The 19,939-nt window shown below is 36.2% G+C and carries 18 protein-coding genes; 14 read left to right on the top strand and 4 right to left on the bottom strand.

What is annotated here, in order from left to right; translation table 11 throughout:
- Position 1: 1 nt before the first annotated feature.
- From NHE85_RS03320 to NHE85_RS03310, 3 genes are all read left to right on the top strand, one after another.
- A complete protein-coding gene (locus NHE85_RS03320) occupies positions 2 to 2,263 on the top strand; it encodes a M1 family metallopeptidase (protein ID WP_252809655.1) in 2,262 nt (753 codons plus the stop codon).
- Between the two features lie 122 nt (positions 2,264 to 2,385).
- Entirely contained in the window at positions 2,386 to 2,685 is a 300-nt protein-coding gene (locus NHE85_RS03315; protein WP_252809653.1) for a twin-arginine translocase TatA/TatE family subunit, read from the top strand.
- Between the two features lies 1 nt (position 2,686).
- Entirely contained in the window at positions 2,687 to 3,304 is a 618-nt protein-coding gene (locus NHE85_RS03310; RefSeq protein ID WP_252809651.1) for a phosphatase PAP2 family protein, read from the top strand.
- Here NHE85_RS03310 and NHE85_RS03305 read toward each other — a convergent pair.
- Positions 3,260 to 3,901, bottom strand: coding sequence for an O-methyltransferase (locus NHE85_RS03305; RefSeq protein WP_252809649.1), 642 nt, complete (start codon positions 3,899 to 3,901; stop codon positions 3,260 to 3,262). The genes NHE85_RS03310 and NHE85_RS03305 overlap by 45 nt on opposite strands.
- 123 nt (positions 3,902 to 4,024) lie before the next feature.
- Here NHE85_RS03305 and NHE85_RS03300 point away from each other — a divergent pair, with 123 nt between their 5' ends.
- The 9 genes from NHE85_RS03300 to dnaG all read left to right on the top strand — a co-directional run bounded on the left by NHE85_RS03300 (position 4,025) and on the right by dnaG (position 15,831).
- Entirely contained in the window at positions 4,025 to 5,641 is a 1,617-nt protein-coding gene (locus NHE85_RS03300) for a T9SS type A sorting domain-containing protein (protein ID WP_252809647.1), read from the top strand.
- A gap of 119 nt (positions 5,642 to 5,760) precedes the next feature.
- A complete protein-coding gene (gene rlmN, locus NHE85_RS03295) occupies positions 5,761 to 6,819 on the top strand; it encodes a 23S rRNA (adenine(2503)-C(2))-methyltransferase RlmN (protein WP_252809646.1) in 1,059 nt (352 codons plus the stop codon).
- Positions 6,820 to 6,873: 54 nt separating this feature from the next.
- A complete protein-coding gene (locus NHE85_RS03290; RefSeq protein ID WP_252809643.1) occupies positions 6,874 to 7,851 on the top strand; it encodes a polyprenyl synthetase family protein in 978 nt (325 codons plus the stop codon).
- A gap of 290 nt (positions 7,852 to 8,141) precedes the next feature.
- Positions 8,142 to 9,983 (top strand): T9SS type A sorting domain-containing protein, encoded by a 1,842-nt coding sequence (locus tag NHE85_RS03285; protein WP_252809641.1) that lies wholly within the window; start codon positions 8,142 to 8,144, stop codon positions 9,981 to 9,983.
- A 198-nt stretch (positions 9,984 to 10,181) separates the two neighbouring features.
- Entirely contained in the window at positions 10,182 to 10,742 is a 561-nt protein-coding gene (locus tag NHE85_RS03280; RefSeq protein ID WP_252809639.1) for an RNA polymerase sigma factor, read from the top strand.
- Positions 10,729 to 11,409 carry a hypothetical protein gene (locus NHE85_RS03275; RefSeq protein WP_252809637.1) on the top strand — a complete coding sequence of 227 codons (681 nt, stop codon included), beginning with the start codon at positions 10,729 to 10,731 and terminating at the stop codon, positions 11,407 to 11,409. The genes NHE85_RS03280 and NHE85_RS03275 overlap by 14 nt, the downstream gene beginning before the upstream one ends.
- 35 nt (positions 11,410 to 11,444) lie before the next feature.
- Positions 11,445 to 12,503 (top strand): hypothetical protein, encoded by a 1,059-nt coding sequence (locus NHE85_RS03270; protein WP_252809635.1) that lies wholly within the window; start codon positions 11,445 to 11,447, stop codon positions 12,501 to 12,503.
- Positions 12,504 to 12,625: 122 nt separating this feature from the next.
- A complete protein-coding gene (locus tag NHE85_RS03265) occupies positions 12,626 to 13,549 on the top strand; it encodes a cation diffusion facilitator family transporter (protein WP_252809633.1) in 924 nt (307 codons plus the stop codon).
- A gap of 296 nt (positions 13,550 to 13,845) precedes the next feature.
- The gene (gene dnaG, locus NHE85_RS03260) at positions 13,846 to 15,831 is read left to right on the top strand and encodes a DNA primase (RefSeq protein ID WP_252809631.1); all 1,986 of its coding nucleotides are present in this window, start codon (positions 13,846 to 13,848) and stop codon (positions 15,829 to 15,831) included.
- A gap of 118 nt (positions 15,832 to 15,949) precedes the next feature.
- Here dnaG and NHE85_RS03255 read toward each other — a convergent pair whose 3' ends face one another.
- Together NHE85_RS03255 and nadE are read right to left on the bottom strand one after the other, a co-directional pair.
- Complete coding sequence (locus NHE85_RS03255; RefSeq protein WP_252809629.1) at positions 15,950 to 16,579, bottom strand: response regulator transcription factor; 630 nt, start codon at positions 16,577 to 16,579, stop codon at positions 15,950 to 15,952.
- Between the two features lie 75 nt (positions 16,580 to 16,654).
- Complete coding sequence (gene nadE, locus NHE85_RS03250) at positions 16,655 to 17,461, bottom strand: NAD(+) synthase (RefSeq protein ID WP_252809626.1); 807 nt, start codon at positions 17,459 to 17,461, stop codon at positions 16,655 to 16,657.
- An 84-nt stretch (positions 17,462 to 17,545) separates the two neighbouring features.
- On the opposite strand from nadE, the gene gldB reads away from it, so the two are divergent.
- Positions 17,546 to 18,508, top strand: coding sequence for a gliding motility lipoprotein GldB (gldB, locus tag NHE85_RS03245; RefSeq protein ID WP_252809624.1), 963 nt, complete (start codon positions 17,546 to 17,548; stop codon positions 18,506 to 18,508).
- The gene (gene gldC, locus NHE85_RS03240; protein ID WP_252809622.1) at positions 18,508 to 18,849 is read left to right on the top strand and encodes a gliding motility protein GldC; all 342 of its coding nucleotides are present in this window, start codon (positions 18,508 to 18,510) and stop codon (positions 18,847 to 18,849) included. The genes gldB and gldC overlap by 1 nt, the downstream gene beginning before the upstream one ends.
- A gap of 9 nt (positions 18,850 to 18,858) precedes the next feature.
- On the opposite strand, the gene NHE85_RS03235 is transcribed toward gldC, so the two are convergent.
- Positions 18,859 to 19,923 carry an AraC family transcriptional regulator gene (locus tag NHE85_RS03235; RefSeq protein WP_252809620.1) on the bottom strand — a complete coding sequence of 355 codons (1,065 nt, stop codon included), beginning with the start codon at positions 19,921 to 19,923 and terminating at the stop codon, positions 18,859 to 18,861.
- Positions 19,924 to 19,939: the final 16 nt, after the last annotated feature.

Genomic DNA, 19,939 nt, shown 5'->3' with positions numbered 1-19,939 from the left:
TATGAAGAATACATTATATGCATTATCGCTGTTAGTGTCGCTACAGCTTGCAGCTCAGGAGCAGCCCGTACAAAAACACGAAGCGGGGCACAAAGACAATAATAAGTTTAGTCAGATGTATGATTTGCTTGCAACGCCTAATATGTTCCGCACAGCATCGGGAGCGCCCGGACCAGCCTATTATCAGCAGCAGGCAGATTATAAAATGGATATTGAGCTTGACGATAAAAATACCAGGCTTACGGGTAAAGAAACAATAACCTATCATAATAATTCGCCGGAGGCATTAGAGTATTTATGGGTACAGCTGGATCAGAACCAAAAGGCTAAAGATTCAAAATCTAAATTAATTGATAGTCAAAAGATGGACCCGGCATATAAACCGGCTGCTTTTTCAAGAAATTATCTGGAAGATGGTTTTCCGGGTGGTTTTAATATAGATTATGTTCATGATGCTCAGGGCAAACCTCTCAATTATATTATTAATCAAACCATGATGCGGATTGATTTACCAACCCCTTTAAAATCAGGAGCGGAAATCTCTTTTTCCATTAAATGGTGGTACACTATAAATAATTATCGCGAAATAGGAGGGCGTTCTGGTTATGAGCATTTTGATAAAGATAATAACAACCTGTATGTTATAGCGCAGTTTTACCCCCGTATGGCGGTTTATAATGATGTAGAAGGCTGGCAGAACATGCAGTTTTGGGGAGCAGGTGAGTTTGCCTTGCCTTTCGGTAACTTTGAGGTTAATATTACCGTTCCGGCAGATCACATTATGGACGGTACCGGGGATCTTATCAACAGGGCTGAGGTACTTACTTCAGAACAGTTAAAAAGGTATGAACAGGCTACAAGATCATATGATAGACCCGTTGTTATTGTTACCCAGGCTGAAGCTGAAAAGGCAGAGAAAGGTTTTTCTAACCAAAAGAAAACATGGAAATTTAATGCTAAAAATGTAAGAGATTTTGCTTTTTCAACATCAAGAAAATTCATTTATGATGCTATGGCAGTTAAGTTGTCGGAAAAAACAGTAATGGCTATCTCCTTATATCCTAAAGAAGCGAATCCTTTATGGGGTGAAACTTCTACCAGAACGGTTGCTCATACTCTAAAAACCTATTCTAAGTATACTTTTGATTACCCTTATCCTAAAGCAATATCGGTATCAGCAGAAGATCAGGGCATGGAATATCCTATGATATGCTGGAACTATGGCCGCCCCGATGAGAAAGGGTTTGTGAGCGACAGAATTAAATGGGGTAATATGAGTGTTATTATTCACGAAGTAGGACATAACTTTTTCCCAATGATCGTGAATTCTGATGAAAGGCAGTGGACATGGATGGATGAAGGACTTAATACATTTTTGCAGTATTTAACCGAGCAGGAATATTCTTCAGAATATCCATCGGCACGTGGCCCTGCTGCTAAAATTGTTCCTTATATGAGTGGTGACCAGAAATTTCTTGAGCCTATAATGACCAACTCAGAATCTATTCATCAATTTGGTTCAAATGCCTATGCTAAGCCTTCTACAGGGTTAAATATACTGAGGGAAGTAATAATGGGCAGGGAATTGTTTGATCATGCTTTTAAAACGTATGCCAACCGATGGAAATTTAAACATCCTACGCCGGAAGATTTTTTCAGGACTATGGAAGATGCCTCAGCAGTAGATCTTGACTGGTTTTGGAGAGGCTGGTTTTACACAACAGATTATGTTGATATAGGAATTCAGGATGTGAAAGAATACTATGTTACCGAAAAACAGCCGGAAAGTGCTAAAGATGTAAAAATAAGAAAAGGCAGGTTTGGACAGGAGGAAGGCCCGTTTATATATATGGTTGCAGATGATGCCGATATGAAGGCGCGTGACAAAAAAGCATTGGATATAAAAGACATTAAGCTTTTGGATGATTATCTTAATGAAAAATTAACAGCGGCTGAGAGAGCAAAATTAAAAACTCCTCAATATTTTTATGAGGTAACTTTTAATAAACCGGGCGATATGCTTATGCCAATAATTGCTGAGCTTACGTTTGAAGATGGTACTGCTGAAACATATACTTTTCCGGTACAGATATGGAGAAAAAATAATGAAACAGCATCCCGCGTTTTTGCAGTAGATAAGAAAGTTAAGAAGATTGTAGTAGATCCGAAACTGATGACTGCTGATATAGATACAGACAATAACAGCTGGCCAAAGCAGGAGGGTAATTCTAAATTTGATGAGCTCGAAAAAAGATCAAAATAGCCACGTAATTCTTTTAAAAAATTAAGAATTAGTTAAATTAAATTTAAATGCAAGAAATCTACAACCACTCACTGATTAAAAACGTATTTATAATTACATTTGTATATTAAAATTTTGAAGTTATGTTTGGAATAGGAGGAGGAGAATTTTTCTTCATTATACTGGTTGTCCTAATGTTATTCGGATCTGACAAGATTCCTGAAATTGCCCGCGGGCTGGGTAAAGGAATGCAGCAGCTTAAGAATGCAACAAACGACATTAAAAGTGAAATTCATAAAAGTGCCGATATAGATGGCATAAAGAAGTCGTTTAATGAAATTGGAAATGGGACAGATAATATAAATAAGAATATCACAGGTGAAATAAATAAGGTGAAAGAGGATATTGAAGATATGTCCGGGCCTATAAAACGTATCAAATAATATGCTTAAAAGCCTAATGGATCTTGACAGGGATGTGTTTGTATATCTTAATTCCCTGGGTTCCGAATTTTTTGATCCTCTTTGGGAAATTATTACCAGGCAAACCAGCTGGATTCCTGTTTTTGCCCTTATTGCTTATTTAACTTTTAAAAGGCTGGGCTGGCGGCATGCATTGCTTGTTGTTGGTATGGTGGCTGTTCTTTTAGCACTCACAGACCAGACTACTAACCTTTTTAAAAATAGCTTTCAAAGACTGCGTCCGGGCAATAATCCCGAAATTGCAGGTATTATAAGAGCTATACAACACCGCAGGTCTTTTAGTTTTATTTCCGGCCACGCTTCAAACTCTATGGCTGTAGCTTTCTTTTTATATAAGGTGCTGAGGCCATATCTTAAATATATGGGATTCTTTTTCTTATGGCCCCTTATATTCGCTTACAGTCGTATTTACTTAGGCCTGCACTATCCGGGAGATATACTTCTTGGTTATGCCTGGGGTTTGTTTACAGGTTGGCTGGTACTTAGGCTGTATGTTTATTTAAGAAACAGGTTTTTCCCTAAACAAAAGGAAAATTTAGATAACCCTACTAACAGTGAGGCCGTCACGAATGGGGAGTAATACAGTTTCTACCCTTGTGTCTTCTTTTAAAAGCTTGTTGTATTCTAAAAGTATTCTGGTGCTTTTATCATTAGATTTTACTAGTTCTAAAACTTTTCCGCTCCATAAAACATTATCTGAAAGAATAATCCCCCCTTTATTCATAAGTGGGACTATCATATTAAAATAATTTATATAATTTTCTTTATCATCATCAATAAAAACCAGGTCAAATTTTTTATTGAGTGTAGGTATAATATCAAGCGCATTGCCTAAATGCTGGGTTATTTGATCTTTCCATTCAGAAAGATCAAAATACTTTCGCTGAAAATCATATAGTTCTTCATTAATATCCATCGTATCTAATGTTCCCCCTTGCTGTAAACCTTCGGCAAGGCAGAGTGTTGCATAGCCTGTATATGTACCTATTTCCAGTATATGCATCGGATTAACTAATTTTGATATCATACTAAGTACCCTTCCCTGAAAATGCCCGCTCAGCATACGCGGCTGCAGTATTTTCTGGTGGGTTTCTTTATTAAGTGCAGCTAATAATTCAGGTTCGTTTTCGCTGTGAAAAGCAGCATACTCCTCAAGTTCTTCAGATATAAAATGCATAGTAGTATTTTTAAACAAAGGTAATAAAGGATATTTTAATGTTAATTATAGGGGCAAAAGTTTAAAGGATGTAATGATATAACATTAAAACTTTTATTTTTACCACCTTATAAAACCGAGATAATGAAATTTAAAATTACGTTTTTACTGATTTTTTTAATTAGTATTACTAATGCACAGGTTACAAATGAAGGTAAACCGGCAAGCTGGGAAATTAATACTATAAATAAAATTGAAGCTATTACTATGCCAGGCTTTGATCTTGCAAAACTTGAAGCTGAAGACAGAGTAAATGATGCAGGTAAAAACAAACCATGGAGGTACGGTTATGAATTTCTTGTAGATCATAACCTTCAGAACAATGGGGAATGGACGGTTTTGCCTAACGGAGACAGAATATGGAGAATTCGCTACTATTCACAGGGAGCTCATACCATGAATTTTTTGTTTAGTGATTATTATATGCCACGCGGCGCAAAAGTATATTTATATAATAATGAAAGAACTGATTTACTTGGCGCTTATGATGCGGCACAGAATAATGAACAAAGGGTATTGGGTACATGGCTGGTAAGCGGTCAGGATATATGGATAGAGTATTATGAGCCGGCAGATGTAAAAGGGCTGGGCAAGCTTGAAATTTTTAAGGTTGTGCATGGCTACAGATCGGTTCCTGTGAAATCTCCTGATAATGACCTGAATTCTTCCGGTAGCTGTAATTATGATGTAGATTGTGATATTAACGGTATTAATGAACTAAAGGATATTAATAAAAGGGCTGTGGGGCTTATTATTGTTGCTAATAATAGTTTTTGCACAGGAGCTCTAATAAATAATACTTCTAATGATGGAACACCATATTTTTTAACTGCAAATCATTGTACCGAACCGGATGAGAATTTTTCGCAATGGGCATTCCGTTTTAACTGGATAAGTCCTAACCCTGTTTGCGGACAAAATCAAAGCAGTACTTCAAATGCTCCAAATTATTATCAGACGGTAAGTGGTGCAGAACTTAAAGCAAGACGTGAGGAAAGTGATTTTTGCCTTATTAAGATAACGGCTAACATGCCTTCTACATGGAATACAATACTTGCCGGCTGGAATAGAAGTGAAACTCCTGCAGCTTCATCATTTGGAATACATCACCCATCAGGAGATATTATGAAAGTGAGCAGGGATTATGATCCTCCGGTATTAGACAATGGTTTTGGCCAGTTTATGTGGGAAGTGCAGTCATGGGATCTTGGCGTTACAGAACCAGGATCATCAGGATCTCCGTTATTTGATAATAACGGAAGGATAATTGGTCAGTTATATGGTGGTTCATCGGAATGTCAGGGAACTGTTACTAATGGAGGAGATGATTTTTATGGAAGATTTAGTAAATCATGGAATGCAGGGTCAGGTTCTTCTACACGATTGAAAGACTGGCTTGACCCCGGTAATACCAACGCGACTACAATTAATTACAAACAACTAGGAACAGCAGGTATAGAAGATGCTGCCCTGCATAGCATTAAAATTTATCCTAATCCATCTTATGGGGTTTTCAGGGTTGATAGCGCTGAAGAAACCGAATATGCTGTATATAGTATCTTAGGACAGATTGTAACGGAAGGGCGATTTACTTCGGGTGATAATACAATTAACTTATCAGGCCTTTCGAACGGAGTATATATTTTAAAGATTACAGATGTTGCGGGTAAAACAGCAAATTATAAACTGGTAAAAGAATAATTAAATTTACTATTGAAAATTTAATATTCCGGTGTATAGCTTAGCATCCTATATACCGGATTTATTTTTGCATTCCGGGCGTAAACAGATATTTGGCAAATAGTTATTACCTTTGCACCATGCAAACGGAGAAGAAAGATATAAGGGCGCTTACAAAAGAACAATTGCGCGATTTTTTTGTAGCTAATGGCGATAAGGCATTCCGCGGTAATCAGGTATATGAATGGTTGTGGAGCAAACGTGCCCATAGCTTTGAAGATATGACAAATGTTGCTAAAGCTACACGCCAGATGCTGGAGGACAATTTTGTAATCAACCATATACATGTAGATGAAATGCAGCAGAGCAGCGACGGTACTGTCAAAAATGCTGTACGGCTGCATGACGGTCTTGTTGTAGAGTCAGTTCTTATTCCAACAGAAACCAGGACTACTGCGTGTGTATCAAGTCAGGTAGGCTGCAGTCTTGATTGTAATTTTTGTGCAACAGCCAGACTGAAGCGTATGCGTAACCTCAATCCTGATGAAATTTATGATCAGGTAGCGGCAATAGATAGTGAAAGCCGTTTGTATCATAACAGGCCCTTATCAAATATTGTTTTTATGGGTATGGGTGAACCGCTTATGAATTACAATAATGTTCTTAAAGCTATTGATAAGATTACCTCGCCGGAAGGATTGGGTATGTCGCCAAAAAGAATTACTGTTTCTACGTCAGGACTTCCAAAAATGATTAAAAAACTTGCAGATGATAATGTACGCTTTAAACTTGCAGTATCATTACACTCGGCTATAGACGAAGTCCGTTCTAAAATTATGCCTTTCAGCGAAAACTTTCCGTTGGCAGACCTTAGGGAGTCACTGGAATACTGGTATGCCAAAACTAAAAGCCGTGTTACCTATGAGTATGTAGTGTGGAAAGGTATAAACGACAGGAAACAGGATATAGATGCTTTGGTAAAATTCTGTAAATATGTTCCATGCAAAGTAAATCTTATTGAATATAACCCTATTGATGATGGCGAGTTTCAGCAGGCAGATGCCGAGACTATAGATGCTTATATAAAAGCTCTTGAAAGAAATAATATAGTGGCTAAAGTAAGACGCAGCCGCGGAAAAGATATAGATGCTGCCTGCGGGCAGCTTGCAAACAAAAATGAATCGGTTTCTTCACAATAAACTTTATCAATTCCTCTTTGGGTGTAAAGGGGCTTTTGCTATCTTTGAAGCGCAATGAAAATTACAGAGCAGATTAAGCAGCCTATATCACAGGAAATGGAACTTTTTGAAAAAAAGTTTCATGAGTCCATGTCTTCTAAAGTGGCGTTGCTTAACCGTATTACCTACTATATAGTAAACCGGAAGGGTAAACAAATGCGCCCTATGTTTGTGTTTCTTACTGCCAAAATGGTTAGTGGAGGAACTGTAAACGAGCGTACCTACCGGGGAGCTTCCGTAATTGAGCTTATTCATACCGCGACGCTGGTGCATGACGATGTTGTTGATGACAGTAACAGGCGTAGGGGTTTTTTCTCTATAAATGCTTTATGGAAAAATAAGATTGCTGTTTTGGTTGGCGATTATCTTCTCTCTAAAGGGTTATTGCTTTCTATTGATAATGGCGATTTTGACCTTCTGAAGATAATATCTGTTGCGGTACGGGAAATGAGTGAAGGTGAGTTACTTCAGATTGAAAAAGCACGAAGGCTTGATATTACAGAAGATGTTTATTATGAGATCATCCGTCAAAAAACAGCTACACTTATTGCTGCCTGCTGTTCCCTTGGTGCTTGTTCTGTAGATCCTGATGGGGGACATACCGAAAAGATGCGCAAATTTGGTGAGCTTATAGGAATGGCGTTTCAAATAAAAGATGACCTGTTTGATTATACTGATGATGCCATTGGGAAACCTACCGGTATAGATATAAAAGAACAAAAAATGACACTTCCTCTTATTTATGCTTTGAACAATAGTACTAAAGAAGAAAAGAAGTGGCTAATTAATTCTGTAAAGAATTATAATAAAGATAAAAAGCGCGTAAAGGAAGTTATTGCATTTGTAACTAAGAAAAACGGACTTGGCTATGCTGAACAAAGAATGGCTGAGTTTAGGGAAGAAGCACTTTTACTTCTTGCAGATTATCCTTATTCGGTCTATAAAGATGCGCTTGTTTTAATGGTTAACTATGTTATTGAAAGAAAAATATAATTTTAATTAAATTATAGCTTCTTGTTGTAATGTTGTGTTCCTTGCTTTTGCACAACATTTCTCTTATTTCATAAAAAATAACTATACATTGCCTCAACAACATCGTTGTAGATAAAAAACTTATTCTTTATCTCCTATTGCAGAATATCTTATTTTATTAATCATTTCTCAGTTTTTTAGACTTTAAAAAATCAAATTCATTTTTGTATAGTATTTGTATTGCTAAATTCTTATTCATAAGTATAAAAACTTCATAATTTTATCATAAACCTTATAAAGACAAAACATTTATGAAGAAATTTTACTTAGCTCTGTTAGTGCCACTGGCTCTGATAGGGAACACAAATGCTCAGGCTCCTGCAGCAGCAGCGCCTATGCCAACGGCTCCTGCAGAAGATGTAATATCAATGTTTAGTGGTGCATATACCAATGTTACTGTTAATACATGGCATACTGACTGGTCAAGCGGTGCATTGGAAGAGGTAAGCATTGATGGTGATGATGTAAAGAAATATACCAACCTTGGTTTTGTGGGTATAGAAACTGTAAATCCTAACCAGATTGATGCTACCGGAATGACTTATTTTAATATTGATGTATGGTCTCCGAATTTTACTACTGTAGGTGTTAAACTGGTAGATTTTGGTGCAGATAACGCTTTTGGTGGAGACGATGATGTTGAATTTCAGGTTAACTACCCGGGATTAAGCCAGAACACATGGCATACGCTTAAAATTCCAATGGAGAGTTTTACAGGTCTTACAACTAAAGAGCATATTTCTCAGCTTATATTAGTTTCAGAAAATAATGCTACTGTTTTTGTAGATAACGTTTATTTTAGTAATGAAGATATGGTAAGCCCTGCAGAACCTGCAACGGCAGCACCTGATCCTGCAATTGCTGAAGAAGATGTTATATCATTATTTAGCGGGGTATATACAAATGTTCCCGTAGATACCTGGCATACCGATTGGTCTGATGCAGATTTTGAAGAGGTAATGATTGCCGGTAATGCTACTAAAAAATACAGTAATCTTAGCTTTAACGGTGTTGAAACTGTAGGCCCAAATGCACTCGATGTTTCAGGAATGACACATTTTAATGTGAATGTATGGTCGGCAGATTTTACACAGCTAAGAATTAAACTGGTAGATTTTGGAGCAGATAATGCTTTTGGCGGAGGTGATGATACCGAACACGAAATTACATATGACGCTCCGGTTCAGGAACAATGGATATCGTATCATATACCATTAACTGCATTTGCAAACCTTACTTCAAAAGAACATATATCACAGCTTATATTTTCAAGTAACGGAACTTCTACCGTATATATAGATAATGTATTCTTTAATACCGAAGAAGTTGTTATAAGCGAACCAATGACCGCAGCACCGGATCCTACAGCTGATGAAGCGAATGTTATATCTTTATTTAGCAATGTATATACAGATCAGGCTATAGAAACCTGGCATACCGATTGGTCTACCGGTTCACTTGTAGATTTACAGGTAGAAGGTAATGATACTAAAAAATTTGGTGGCTTAGGTTATGTGGGTGTTGATATAGGTATAGCTAATCAGATAAATATATCTGAAATGACACACTTTAATGTAGATGTATGGTCGGCAGATTTTACAACGTTTACTATTAAAATGGTAGATTTTGGAGCTAATGGTCAATATGATGGAGGCCCGGATGATTCTGAAGGTATAGTTACATATGCTGAGCCTGCACAGGGAGAATGGGTTACACTTCATATTCCGATTGAAAATTTTGAAGGCTTGCTCGCTAATGAGCATATCTCGCAATTAGTATTTGTAAGCGAAGGTGGAGCTACCGTATTTGTAGATAATATTTATTTTAATAATGATGATGTTACAGGCCTTAATGATATTAAAGCAAATAAATTTGTAATGTACCCTAACCCGGCCAAAGATGTGCTGACAATACAAGGTGCAAATACTATAGAAAAAGTTACGTTATATAATACCTTAGGACAACAAGTGCTTGAAGTAACGCCAAATATTGAAACAGCTAATATTAACGTAGAGCAGCTGCAAAGCGGTGTTTATATGGTTAATACAGTAATAAACGGAGAAATTAGTACTGCTAAATTCATTAAGAAATAGTTTTTAATTTTTATAGTTAAGTAAAGCCGCTCTTTAGAGCGGCTTTTTTTATTCTGTAAATCAGTACTTTAATTTAATATCATAATTTTTTTAAATTATTTTTACACTTTCATGCAACCATTTTCCAAAGCATCTCGTCTATGTTAATAGAAGTCGGTTAAATATTAAAAATAACAGGCAAACCAATAACCAATCATTTTGAAAGTAATAGCCTTACATCAGGAAGAGAAAGATATAATTGCGCAGGCAGCGGATAATAACCGCCATGCACAGCAAAAGATCTACTCTAAATATGCGCCAAAAATGCTAAGCATTTGCAGGCAGTATGTAAAAGATGTTCATCAGGCAGAAGATATAATGATAACGGCTTTTATGAAGGTGTTTACTAACCTCAGGACATTTGAGTATAAAGGTAGTTTTGAAGGCTGGATAAGAAGGATAATGGTTAATGAATGTATATCTTATTTAAGAGTACAGAAAAAAGTAAACTTTCTTGAAGATGAATTTTATACAGAAGATACTTTTAATAATATAGAAAGCCATTTTTCGGTAGAAGATATACAAGCACTTATAGACAGCCTGCCGGATGGATATAAGATGGTGTTTAACCTTTATGCGATAGAAGGGTATAAACATCAGGAAATAGCAAAAATGCTGGGGATAAATGAAGGGACATCAAAATCGCAATTATCACATGCAAGGAAGATGCTGAAGGAAGAGATTAATAAATTAAAGAACTATGAAAATGGAACCGAATAAATTGGAACAGGAATTTAGAGATAAGCTGGAGCAAAGAAAAATTCAGCCCTCTGAAATGGCATGGGACAGGCTGGATGCCATGCTTTCGGTTGCCGAAAACAAAAAGCCGAAAACAAACAGGACATGGTTATATATGGCGGCTGCTTTTTTGGTATTCCTGTTGGTTGGTGTTTTGTTTTTAAATCAGGAGAAAGCAAATAACGGAACGCTTATTAATACGCAGGATAGTGTTGTAGACAAACAGGGAGATATTGAGCAATCAGGTAAACCTGAAATAATTGTTCCTGATAATACAGCTAATGATGAAGTTATTGTTGAGGTTAAAGAAAACGCTCCTTCGTTTTCAAAACACACACCAATAGCAGTTAAAAATAACACTGATAAAAAGATAATTATAAATACTGCTCCTATAGTTAAGCAGGAAGCAATAGCATTAATTGATAAAAAAGAATCTCCAAATGAAATAGCTACAAGCAGTACAGATAATTTACTTGCCACTGTTAGTACTACTCCTAAAAAGAAAAGTGGCGTGAAGGTAGATCCCAATTCGCTCCTGTCTTCGGTAGAGGGTGAGCTTAATGACAGCTACAGAAGCAAAGCTTTTCAAAGCGTTGTAAAAGGATTTAATACAGTAAAAGTAGCTGTAGCGAACAGGAATTACGAATAATAATCAACAGAAATAAATAATTAATATCATCAAACATGAAAACAGTAACTTTTTATGTTGTGGGCGTACTATGTCTGCTTGCAACACGATTAACAGCCCAGGAAAAAGAACCACTAACATTTGAAGACAGGGCAAGGGAAATATCAAAAAATATTGAAACAATTACTAAACAGCAGAAAGATTCGCTTAAAATAGAAGTTGAAGCAATAAATACTCAGCTTGAAAATAATGAGATAACTGCAGAACAGGCTGATGTAAAAAAGAAGGAACTTGCAAAAATGCGTGCTAAAAACATTGAGGACAAGGTTGCAGTTGAAGAGCAAAAACTAACAGAACTTGTTAAAGACAAAGTAGATGGTAAAGTAAAAAGCAGAAGAAAAAGAAGCGGTTTTAGCTTTTACTACGAAAAAGGAGATGATGCTGACAGTACAGAAGTAGTAGTTGATAAACGCAGTTATAAAAGAACTACATCGCAATTTTTATTTGCACTTGGTGCTAACCGCCTTGTGACCGATGGAAAAATTGATAATGAAAATTTTAAAGGAGGCTCAGATTTTTACGAGTGGGGTGTTACATGGAACACAAGGATGTTTGAAAATAACAATCTGCTGCATCTTAGATATGGTTTGTCTTTACAATATAACAACCTAAGGCCGGATGATAACAAAATGTTTGTTCTTAACGGCAATAAAACAGAGCTTGTAGACTCAGGAATAGATTTAAATAAATCAAGACTTCGTTATGTAAATTTAGTATTGCCTGTGCATGTGGAGTTTGACTTTTCTAAAAGAGAGGTAAACGGAGATAAAACGTATTACCCGGTACAGGATAGTTTTCGTATTGGTTTAGGAGGCTATGCAGGGGTTAATGTAAAAGAGAAGCAGATACTGAAATATGATGATGAAGATGATAATAAAGTAAGAAATAAAACAAAAGGTGATTTTAATGTAAATGACTTTGTTTATGGTGTAAGTGCTTATGTAGGCTATGGAGATATAAGTTTATATGCAAAATATGATTTACAGAGTGTATTTAGCAACAACGATATTGATCAGAATAATTTATCTCTTGGCATAAGATTTGATTTAAATTAAGAATAAAGATTAGGGTTAGTTTTGTACTTTGATAAGAGGATGCCGGCGTAAAGGCATCCTTTTTTTGTTTATTTTAAGTATAGGCTGTTATATGTTTTGTATTTTTATAAAAAAACAGTGTAATGCCTCACGATCACTCACATAGTCATTCCCATCACCATCATACATCAGGTAAAAACATCAAAGTAGCCTTTTTTCTTAATCTGGGTTTTACTGTTCTTGAGATTATTGGTGGCTTTTATGTAAATAGTGTTTCAATACTTTCGGACGCCCTGCATGATCTGGGCGATAGTTTTTCGCTTGGTATATCATGGTACCTGCATAACCGCTCTAGAAAAGAAGCAGATAATAAATTTACTTTTGGCTATAGCCGTTTTTCTATACTAGGCGCATTAATCAACAGTATAATACTCATCGCGGGGTCGGTATTTGTTATAGTGGCAGCCGTTAAAAGGCTTATATCGCCGGAACAGTCTGATGCGCAGGGCATGTTATTGTTTGCTGTTATTGGAATAGCTGTAAACGGATATGCTGCCTTTAAATTAAGCAGTGGCAGATCGCTTAATGAGCGTGTGGTAAGCTGGCACCTTATAGAAGATGTTTTAGGCTGGGTGGCAGTGCTTATCGTTTCAGTTGTAATGATGTTTACCGATGCACCATATCTCGATCCGGCATTATCTTTAGGTATTACTCTTTTCATATTATATAACGTAGTAAAAAGGCTTAAAGAAACTTTTGTGATATTGCTTCAGGGAACGCCGGAAGGGATTGATCCTGAAAAAATTAAAATGGAAATACTTAATGTTGCTAATGTTGTTTCATTGCATCATATGAATATATGGTCGCTTGAAGGAGAAAACCACGTATTTACAGCTCATATAAAATTAAATGCAATATTTACATTCAGGCAGGTGCTGGAAGCGAAGCAAAAAGTGAAGAGCATTTTAAAAAAATATCCTTTTTCGCATTATACTATTGAAGTTGAACTTAATGAAGAAACCTGCGATCTTGCCCATGGGCATAGCAGTAATGCACTTGAATATTAAGTGTTTATAATCTTATAATGCAAAATACCCACTATTGGGTATTTTTTTATGTCTTTTATCAAAGTAGTTTTGAAAAAGTTTTTAGGGTTACTGTTACTGATTAACGCATTATAAATTGCTGTCCAATTTAATGTTAGTAGGGCAGGACACAGTAATCATTAGATGTAGTGTATTTCTTTTTTTTTGGTAATGAAAAGCAGGCTGAGTAAGAGCCTGCTTTTTTATTTTTATTAGGCTTCAGGTAGTGCAAATCTTTGTAACTTTGTTTTCCTTATTTTTAGAAATCTTTATACGATTTGATATCCAAAAGTTCCATAGATACAGTATTTGAAACCGCCCGTGTAGAGGAGGTTATCGGCGATTTTGTTGTGCTTAAAAGGGCTGGTACAAACCTAAAAGGGCTAAGTCCTTTCAGCAATGAAAAATCACCTTCTTTTATGGTTTCTCCGGTAAAGCAGATATGGAAAGATTTTAGTTCCGGAAAAGGAGGAAATGCTGTAGCCTTTTTAATGGAGCATGAGCATTTTACTTACCCCGAGGCTATTAGGTATCTGGCAAAGAAGTATAATATTGAACTTGAGGAAACAGAACAAACGGAACAGGATAAAGAGCAGGCCAATGAAAAGGAAAGTATGTATCTTGTTTCTGAATTTGCACAAAAGTATTTTCAGAATACTTTACTGAATACAGATGAAGGCCGGGCAATAGGTTATTCTTATTTTAAAGAGCGTGGTTTTACAGGAGATACTATAAAAAAATTCGGACTGGGCTATTCCCCTGAAGAATGGGATGCTTTTACAAAAGAAGCATTGGGTAAAGCTTATAAACTGGAGTATCTTGATAAAACCGGGTTAACCATTACCAAAGAAGACGGCAGGCATATAGACCGTTTTCGCGGGCGTGTAATGTTTCCTATACAAAGTATGTCGGGGCGTGTATTAGGTTTTGGCGGACGTATATTAGGCAATGATAAAAAAGCAGCCAAATACCTTAACTCACCCGAAAGTGATATTTACCATAAAAGTAAAGTTTTATATGGTATTTATCATGCCAAGCAGGCTATAGCGAAACAGGATAATTGCTTTTTAGTAGAGGGGTATACCGATGTTATACAATTCCATCAGGCGGGTATAGAAAATACTGTAGCCTCTTCCGGCACAGCTTTAACACCCGATCAGATAAGGCTTATAAACAGGCTTACTAAAAATATTACTGTGTTGTTTGATGGCGATGCGGCAGGATTAAGAGCATCTATACGTGGTATAGACCTTATTCTTGAAGAAGGTATGAATGTGAAAGTGTGTGCCTTTCCTGATGGTGAAGACCCTGATAGTTTTGCCAAAAAAACACCTTATGATGAGCTGGTAGCTTATCTGGCAGATAATTCTAAAGACTTTATACAGTTTAAAGCCGGGCTCCTGATGGATGAGGCTAAAAATGATCCTGTAAAAAAAGCAGGACTTATAAGAGATATGGTAACCAGTATCTCTAAAATACCGGACAGGATTCAGCGTGAAATTTATATTCAGGAGTGTGCACGTATTATGGATATATCTGAACAGGTACTATCAAGTACGCTTGCCCAGCTCATTCAAAAAGATGTGTCGGATGCCGGTAAGAAAGTAAGAGAAGAGCAAAAGGGTAATACTATGAAACCTGTTGCGGATGAGGGGGACATGCCGAATAAGCCAAGACTAAATATACTTGAAGGGCTTGAGCGTAAAATAATTGAGATATTACTTTTGTATGGCGGAACAGAGCAGGAGTTTCAGGATGTTTATATAAAATATGATGAGTTTGGTAAGGAATACGAACATACCGAACATAAAACTTATAAGGTTTATGAGCGTATTTATCTTAATTTACAGGAAGATGAAATAGAATTTACAAATCCTGTATTTAAAGATCTGTATAAAGCAATTATAGAATATTATCACACAAACGAGCAACTTGTGATAGACAGTTTTTTGAACACACTGCATCCTGAATTGCAGCAGGTGGCTACAGATGTTTATATGCAGGATGAAAAATATTACCTGCATGAATGGGAAGAAAAAAAACAGATACCTGTTAAAGAAAAGCTTGTAACCGTAGCTAATTATACAAATGAACATATTGTAGATTTGCGCTGGCTGTTACTTGGAAGGCTTATTCAGGATTTAAAAATGCAGGTAAGTCCCGAAGCTGATAATATGGAAATATTAATGGCGGTAAATGATTACAATACACTGGTAAATTACCTTTCCAGAAAAATGAGCAGGATACGCAGCCAATACTATTAATTAAAAACGCCCCGGTAGTAAGCGGGGCGTTTTAAATGTATATGCAAGACAATGCTGCTGCATCATACTTATATTTTATAGTAAGTGTAATTTTGTTTTCCGTGTATGTAAATTTACATTAAACAATATCCAGCGTTTTAGCCTTGTTTACAAGATCTACCAGATTTGTAACATGTAATTTGGTAAGCAGGCGTAATTTATAAGTGCTTATTGTTTTCTCATTAAGGTCAAGCAATTTTGCAATTTCTTTATTTTTTTTACCTTCACTAAGGTAGCGTAATACTTCAATTTCCCTTGAAGATAACTTTCTGTAAAGACGTTCTGATTTTTTACCTTTGTTTAGTAGCGCAAGATTTTTCTTAACAGCCTCACTAAATACTACCTCGCCCTCATTTACTCTCTTAATGGCGTTTTCAAGTTCTTCCATTTTGGCACTTTTATGCACATAAGCAGAAACTCCTGCTTTAAGAGCATTAGGCGCATAAATTTGTTCTGCAAGATTAGTGAAAATTATCACTTTTGTTTCAGGAAAATCTTTTACCAGCGATTTTAATGAACTTATACTTGTAAGCCCTTCCAGTTCCAGGTCTATAACAGCAACATCTACTGTTTTTTTAGCCAGGGTATCAAGCAGGCTGTCCAGGTTGTTTACCACACCGGCAAAGCTAATTTGCGGATTATCGCTAAAGTACGACTTCATGCCGTAGTGCACTACGGGGTGGTTATCCGCGAGGCATAGTTTAATCATAGTTGTTAGATTTTTGGGTTTAGACTATAGTAAATTTAGTAATTTAATTCTTAAAGTATTGTGAATGAAAGAATTTTATTTCAAATGATGGGGGATTTTGCATACAGGTATAGGATTCATCTTGTGTTGGTTGATGGTATTCAGGCGTTTATAAATCTCAAAAACTTCTTTTTGCCTGCCTGTAAAATCATTATGATCTTTACCATTTTCAATCTGTTCCATAGCCCATTCAAGTTCGTCATAACTTGCCCCCAGCTGATCTTCATCACTCCTGTCATCGCCAAATAATCCATCAGTAGGTTTAGCTGTTATAATAGTATCAGTTACATTTAAATATTTGGCAAGCTGCCTTACTTCAGATTTTAAAAGGTCGGCAATAGGGCTTATATCCACACCGCCATCTCCGTATTTTGTAAAAAAACCTACGCCAAAGTCTTCCACCTTATTACCTGTCCCTGCAACAAGAGCGCTGTGAAGTCCGGCAAAATAATACAAAGTTGTCATTCTTAAGCGGGCTCTGGTATTGGCGAGAGTAAGATCTTGTATGTACGGATTTTCGCTTTCAGGAACCTGATTTTTAAAAGTTTCAAATATAGGAGTTAGATCGGCTATTTCCGATGTTACGTTTGAAAATTTTGCCTTTAAGTTTTTAATATGTTCTCTTGCCCTGCTTACATGACTAGCTGCCTGATGTATTGGCATTTCAATACAAACAGTAGGTAAACCTGTTTGTGCACATAGCGTTGATGTTAACGCAGAGTCTATTCCGCCTGATATGCCTACAACAAAACCCTTTACTCTTGCGTTTTCTGCATAGTTGTGCAGCCATTTTACAATATGGTTATTTATAGCTTCTGCCTGAAAAGAGGACTTGGATGGCATAATTGTTCAATATTAATGAGTGAGTTGTATATTTGCCATAAAATTAAAAAAACCTTAATAAGAAATTACTAATAAAACCACAAAATGAAAAAATGTATTTTTATTCTTGCTCTGATGGTATTTTTTACTGCCTGTAAAAAGGAAAATGAAGCAGAAGAAAAAATTGCAGCCATACCGGAGCCGAAAGTGGAAATTGCCCGTTTTGATAAAGCTTTTTTTGAATCCGGGGCTAAGGGTCTGCCTGCTTTAAAGCAACAGTATCCTTATTTGTTTCCTGAAGGGAATGAAGATACGGTGTGGATAAATAAAATGAAAGATCCTTTTATGCTTAAGCTAAAAGAGGAATCGCAAAAAACATTCCCAAACCTTAGCGGGCTGGAAGAAAGTATGGGGTCTTTTCTTCAGCATGTAAAATATTATTATCCACAGCTGCCTACTCCAAAAGTTGTTGCGCTGGTTACTGACGATACCGATATTAAGGCGGTTTATACTCCCGAGATCATATTAATACCACTAAGCCTTTATCTGGGGAAAGATAATTACCTGTATGAAGGGCTTAATAAATATGAAGTGCAGCAATATGAACCATCGCAGATTGTACCTGATATTGTTACTTCTTTTGCTTACGGAAAAATTGCCCCGCCACGTGACAGGCAGTTACTTTCGTTAATGATATATTATGGTAAAGAACTTTACCTTAAAGATTTGCTGATTCCTCATGTGCCTGATAATAATAAGATTGGTTATACAAAAGAGCAGCTTGAATGGGCAGAAGTTAATGAGGCAGAGATATGGAGGTATTTTATTGATAAGAAACTACTTTATGATTCTGATCCTAAGCTGCCTGCACGTTTTATAAACCCTGCGCCATTTTCTAAATTTTATCTTGAACTTGACAATGAATCTCCGGGACGAATAGGCCAGTGGCTGGGATGGCAGATTGTAAGGTCTTATGCTGAAAACAATAAAAATGTACCTTTGCAGGAGCTTTTGGCTATGGATGCCAAAACAATTTTTGATAATTCTAAATACAAACCCAAAAAATAATGTCTAAAACCCCTCTAAAATCAGAGATAAAAATAACTGTGGAACTTGATGAAAATCGTGTTCCGGATAAATTAAGCTGGACTGCCCGAGATGGTGGTGTTGTGAATGAGGAATCTAAAGCTGTAATGCTCTCCGTATGGGACAGCAAATCACAGGAAAGCATGCGTATCGATCTTTGGACTAAAGATATGCCGGTAGATGAAATGAAAGTATTCTATCATCAGACTCTTGTTTCTATGGCTGATTCTTTTGAACGTGCTACGGGCGATAAAAAGATGAGCGATACCATGAAAGATTTCTGTGATTACTTTGCAGAAAAACTTGAACTTAAAAAGAATTAGAAAAGCGGCTCAGGCCGCTTTTTCTTTTAAATAATCTGATGGGGTTTTTCCCGTGAGCTTTTTGAAGTACTGATTAAATGACGCTTTTGTTTTAAATCCGCTATCATAAGCTATAGCCAGTAATCTTTTCTTTTTACTGTTATTGTCAAGGTGATGAATTACTTCTTGTATGCGGTATTCATTAATATACTGGTAAAATGGCTTTTTGGCATATATATTTAAGGTTTCAGATATATGGTGCCTGTTAATGCCCGATATGTTTGCCAGCTTTTCAAGTGACAGGTCTTCATCTTTATACAAATGCTTTTCCTGAAGCAGTTTTTCAAGCTGTAAAAATATTTCCTCATGCCTGGTTTTTTCCAGCGCTATTTTTCTCTCATGTACTGCATTTATGTCAATTTCCCTATCTATACTTTTTGTTGCGGTAGCTTTTCCTGATACTGTTGTTTGTTGCCTTTCCCACATAATTATTACCGGCGAACTGCCTAAAACTATATAAAGTACACTGCGTATGTAAGAATTATAGACTGGATTTATATTTCCTGATACTACAAGTATGATTTCTATTACTCCTATTGCTATCAGAATGTATTTTAACCTGTAAAGCATTGCTTTTTCTGGACCTAAAATTCTTATGGGTGTTATTATTCCGAATGTAATGTGTGAGGTTACTATAGGGAAAAATGCTATCTGATTATAAAATCTTAATACTGCAGTTCCCTGAGCGGGGTATTTTAGTATTACTAACGATGTACAGATGTAAAGAGTAATTGCTATAATAAGCGGGATAAACAAATACCACATTTTAGCAGGGAGAAAATTAAGATTATTCTTCTTTCGGGCATATAAATATAGTAGTGGCCCATAAGCAAGTTGTATGCAGGTATGCATTCTTAAAGTTATGGCTATGTTGGCTACGTTGGTAAATATGTAAAATTTGGTAGCCAGATGCAATCCGATACATGCTAAAAATAAAAGCAGTAAATAATCGGCTTTCTCTTTTTGCTTTCCAAAAGCAATAAATAGTATTGTAAGCCCTGTTTGTAATAATCCTGCAAAAAGTATATAATTCATTTTTTTAAAATCAGTA

Origin of the sequence: Flavobacterium sp. NRK1 (genome assembly GCF_024054175.1) — a bacterium.
GTDB lineage: Bacteria > Bacteroidota > Bacteroidia > Flavobacteriales > Flavobacteriaceae > Flavobacterium.
Note: the sequence above shows the minus strand (reverse complement) of the source record. Positions and strands in the feature narration are given on the sequence as shown.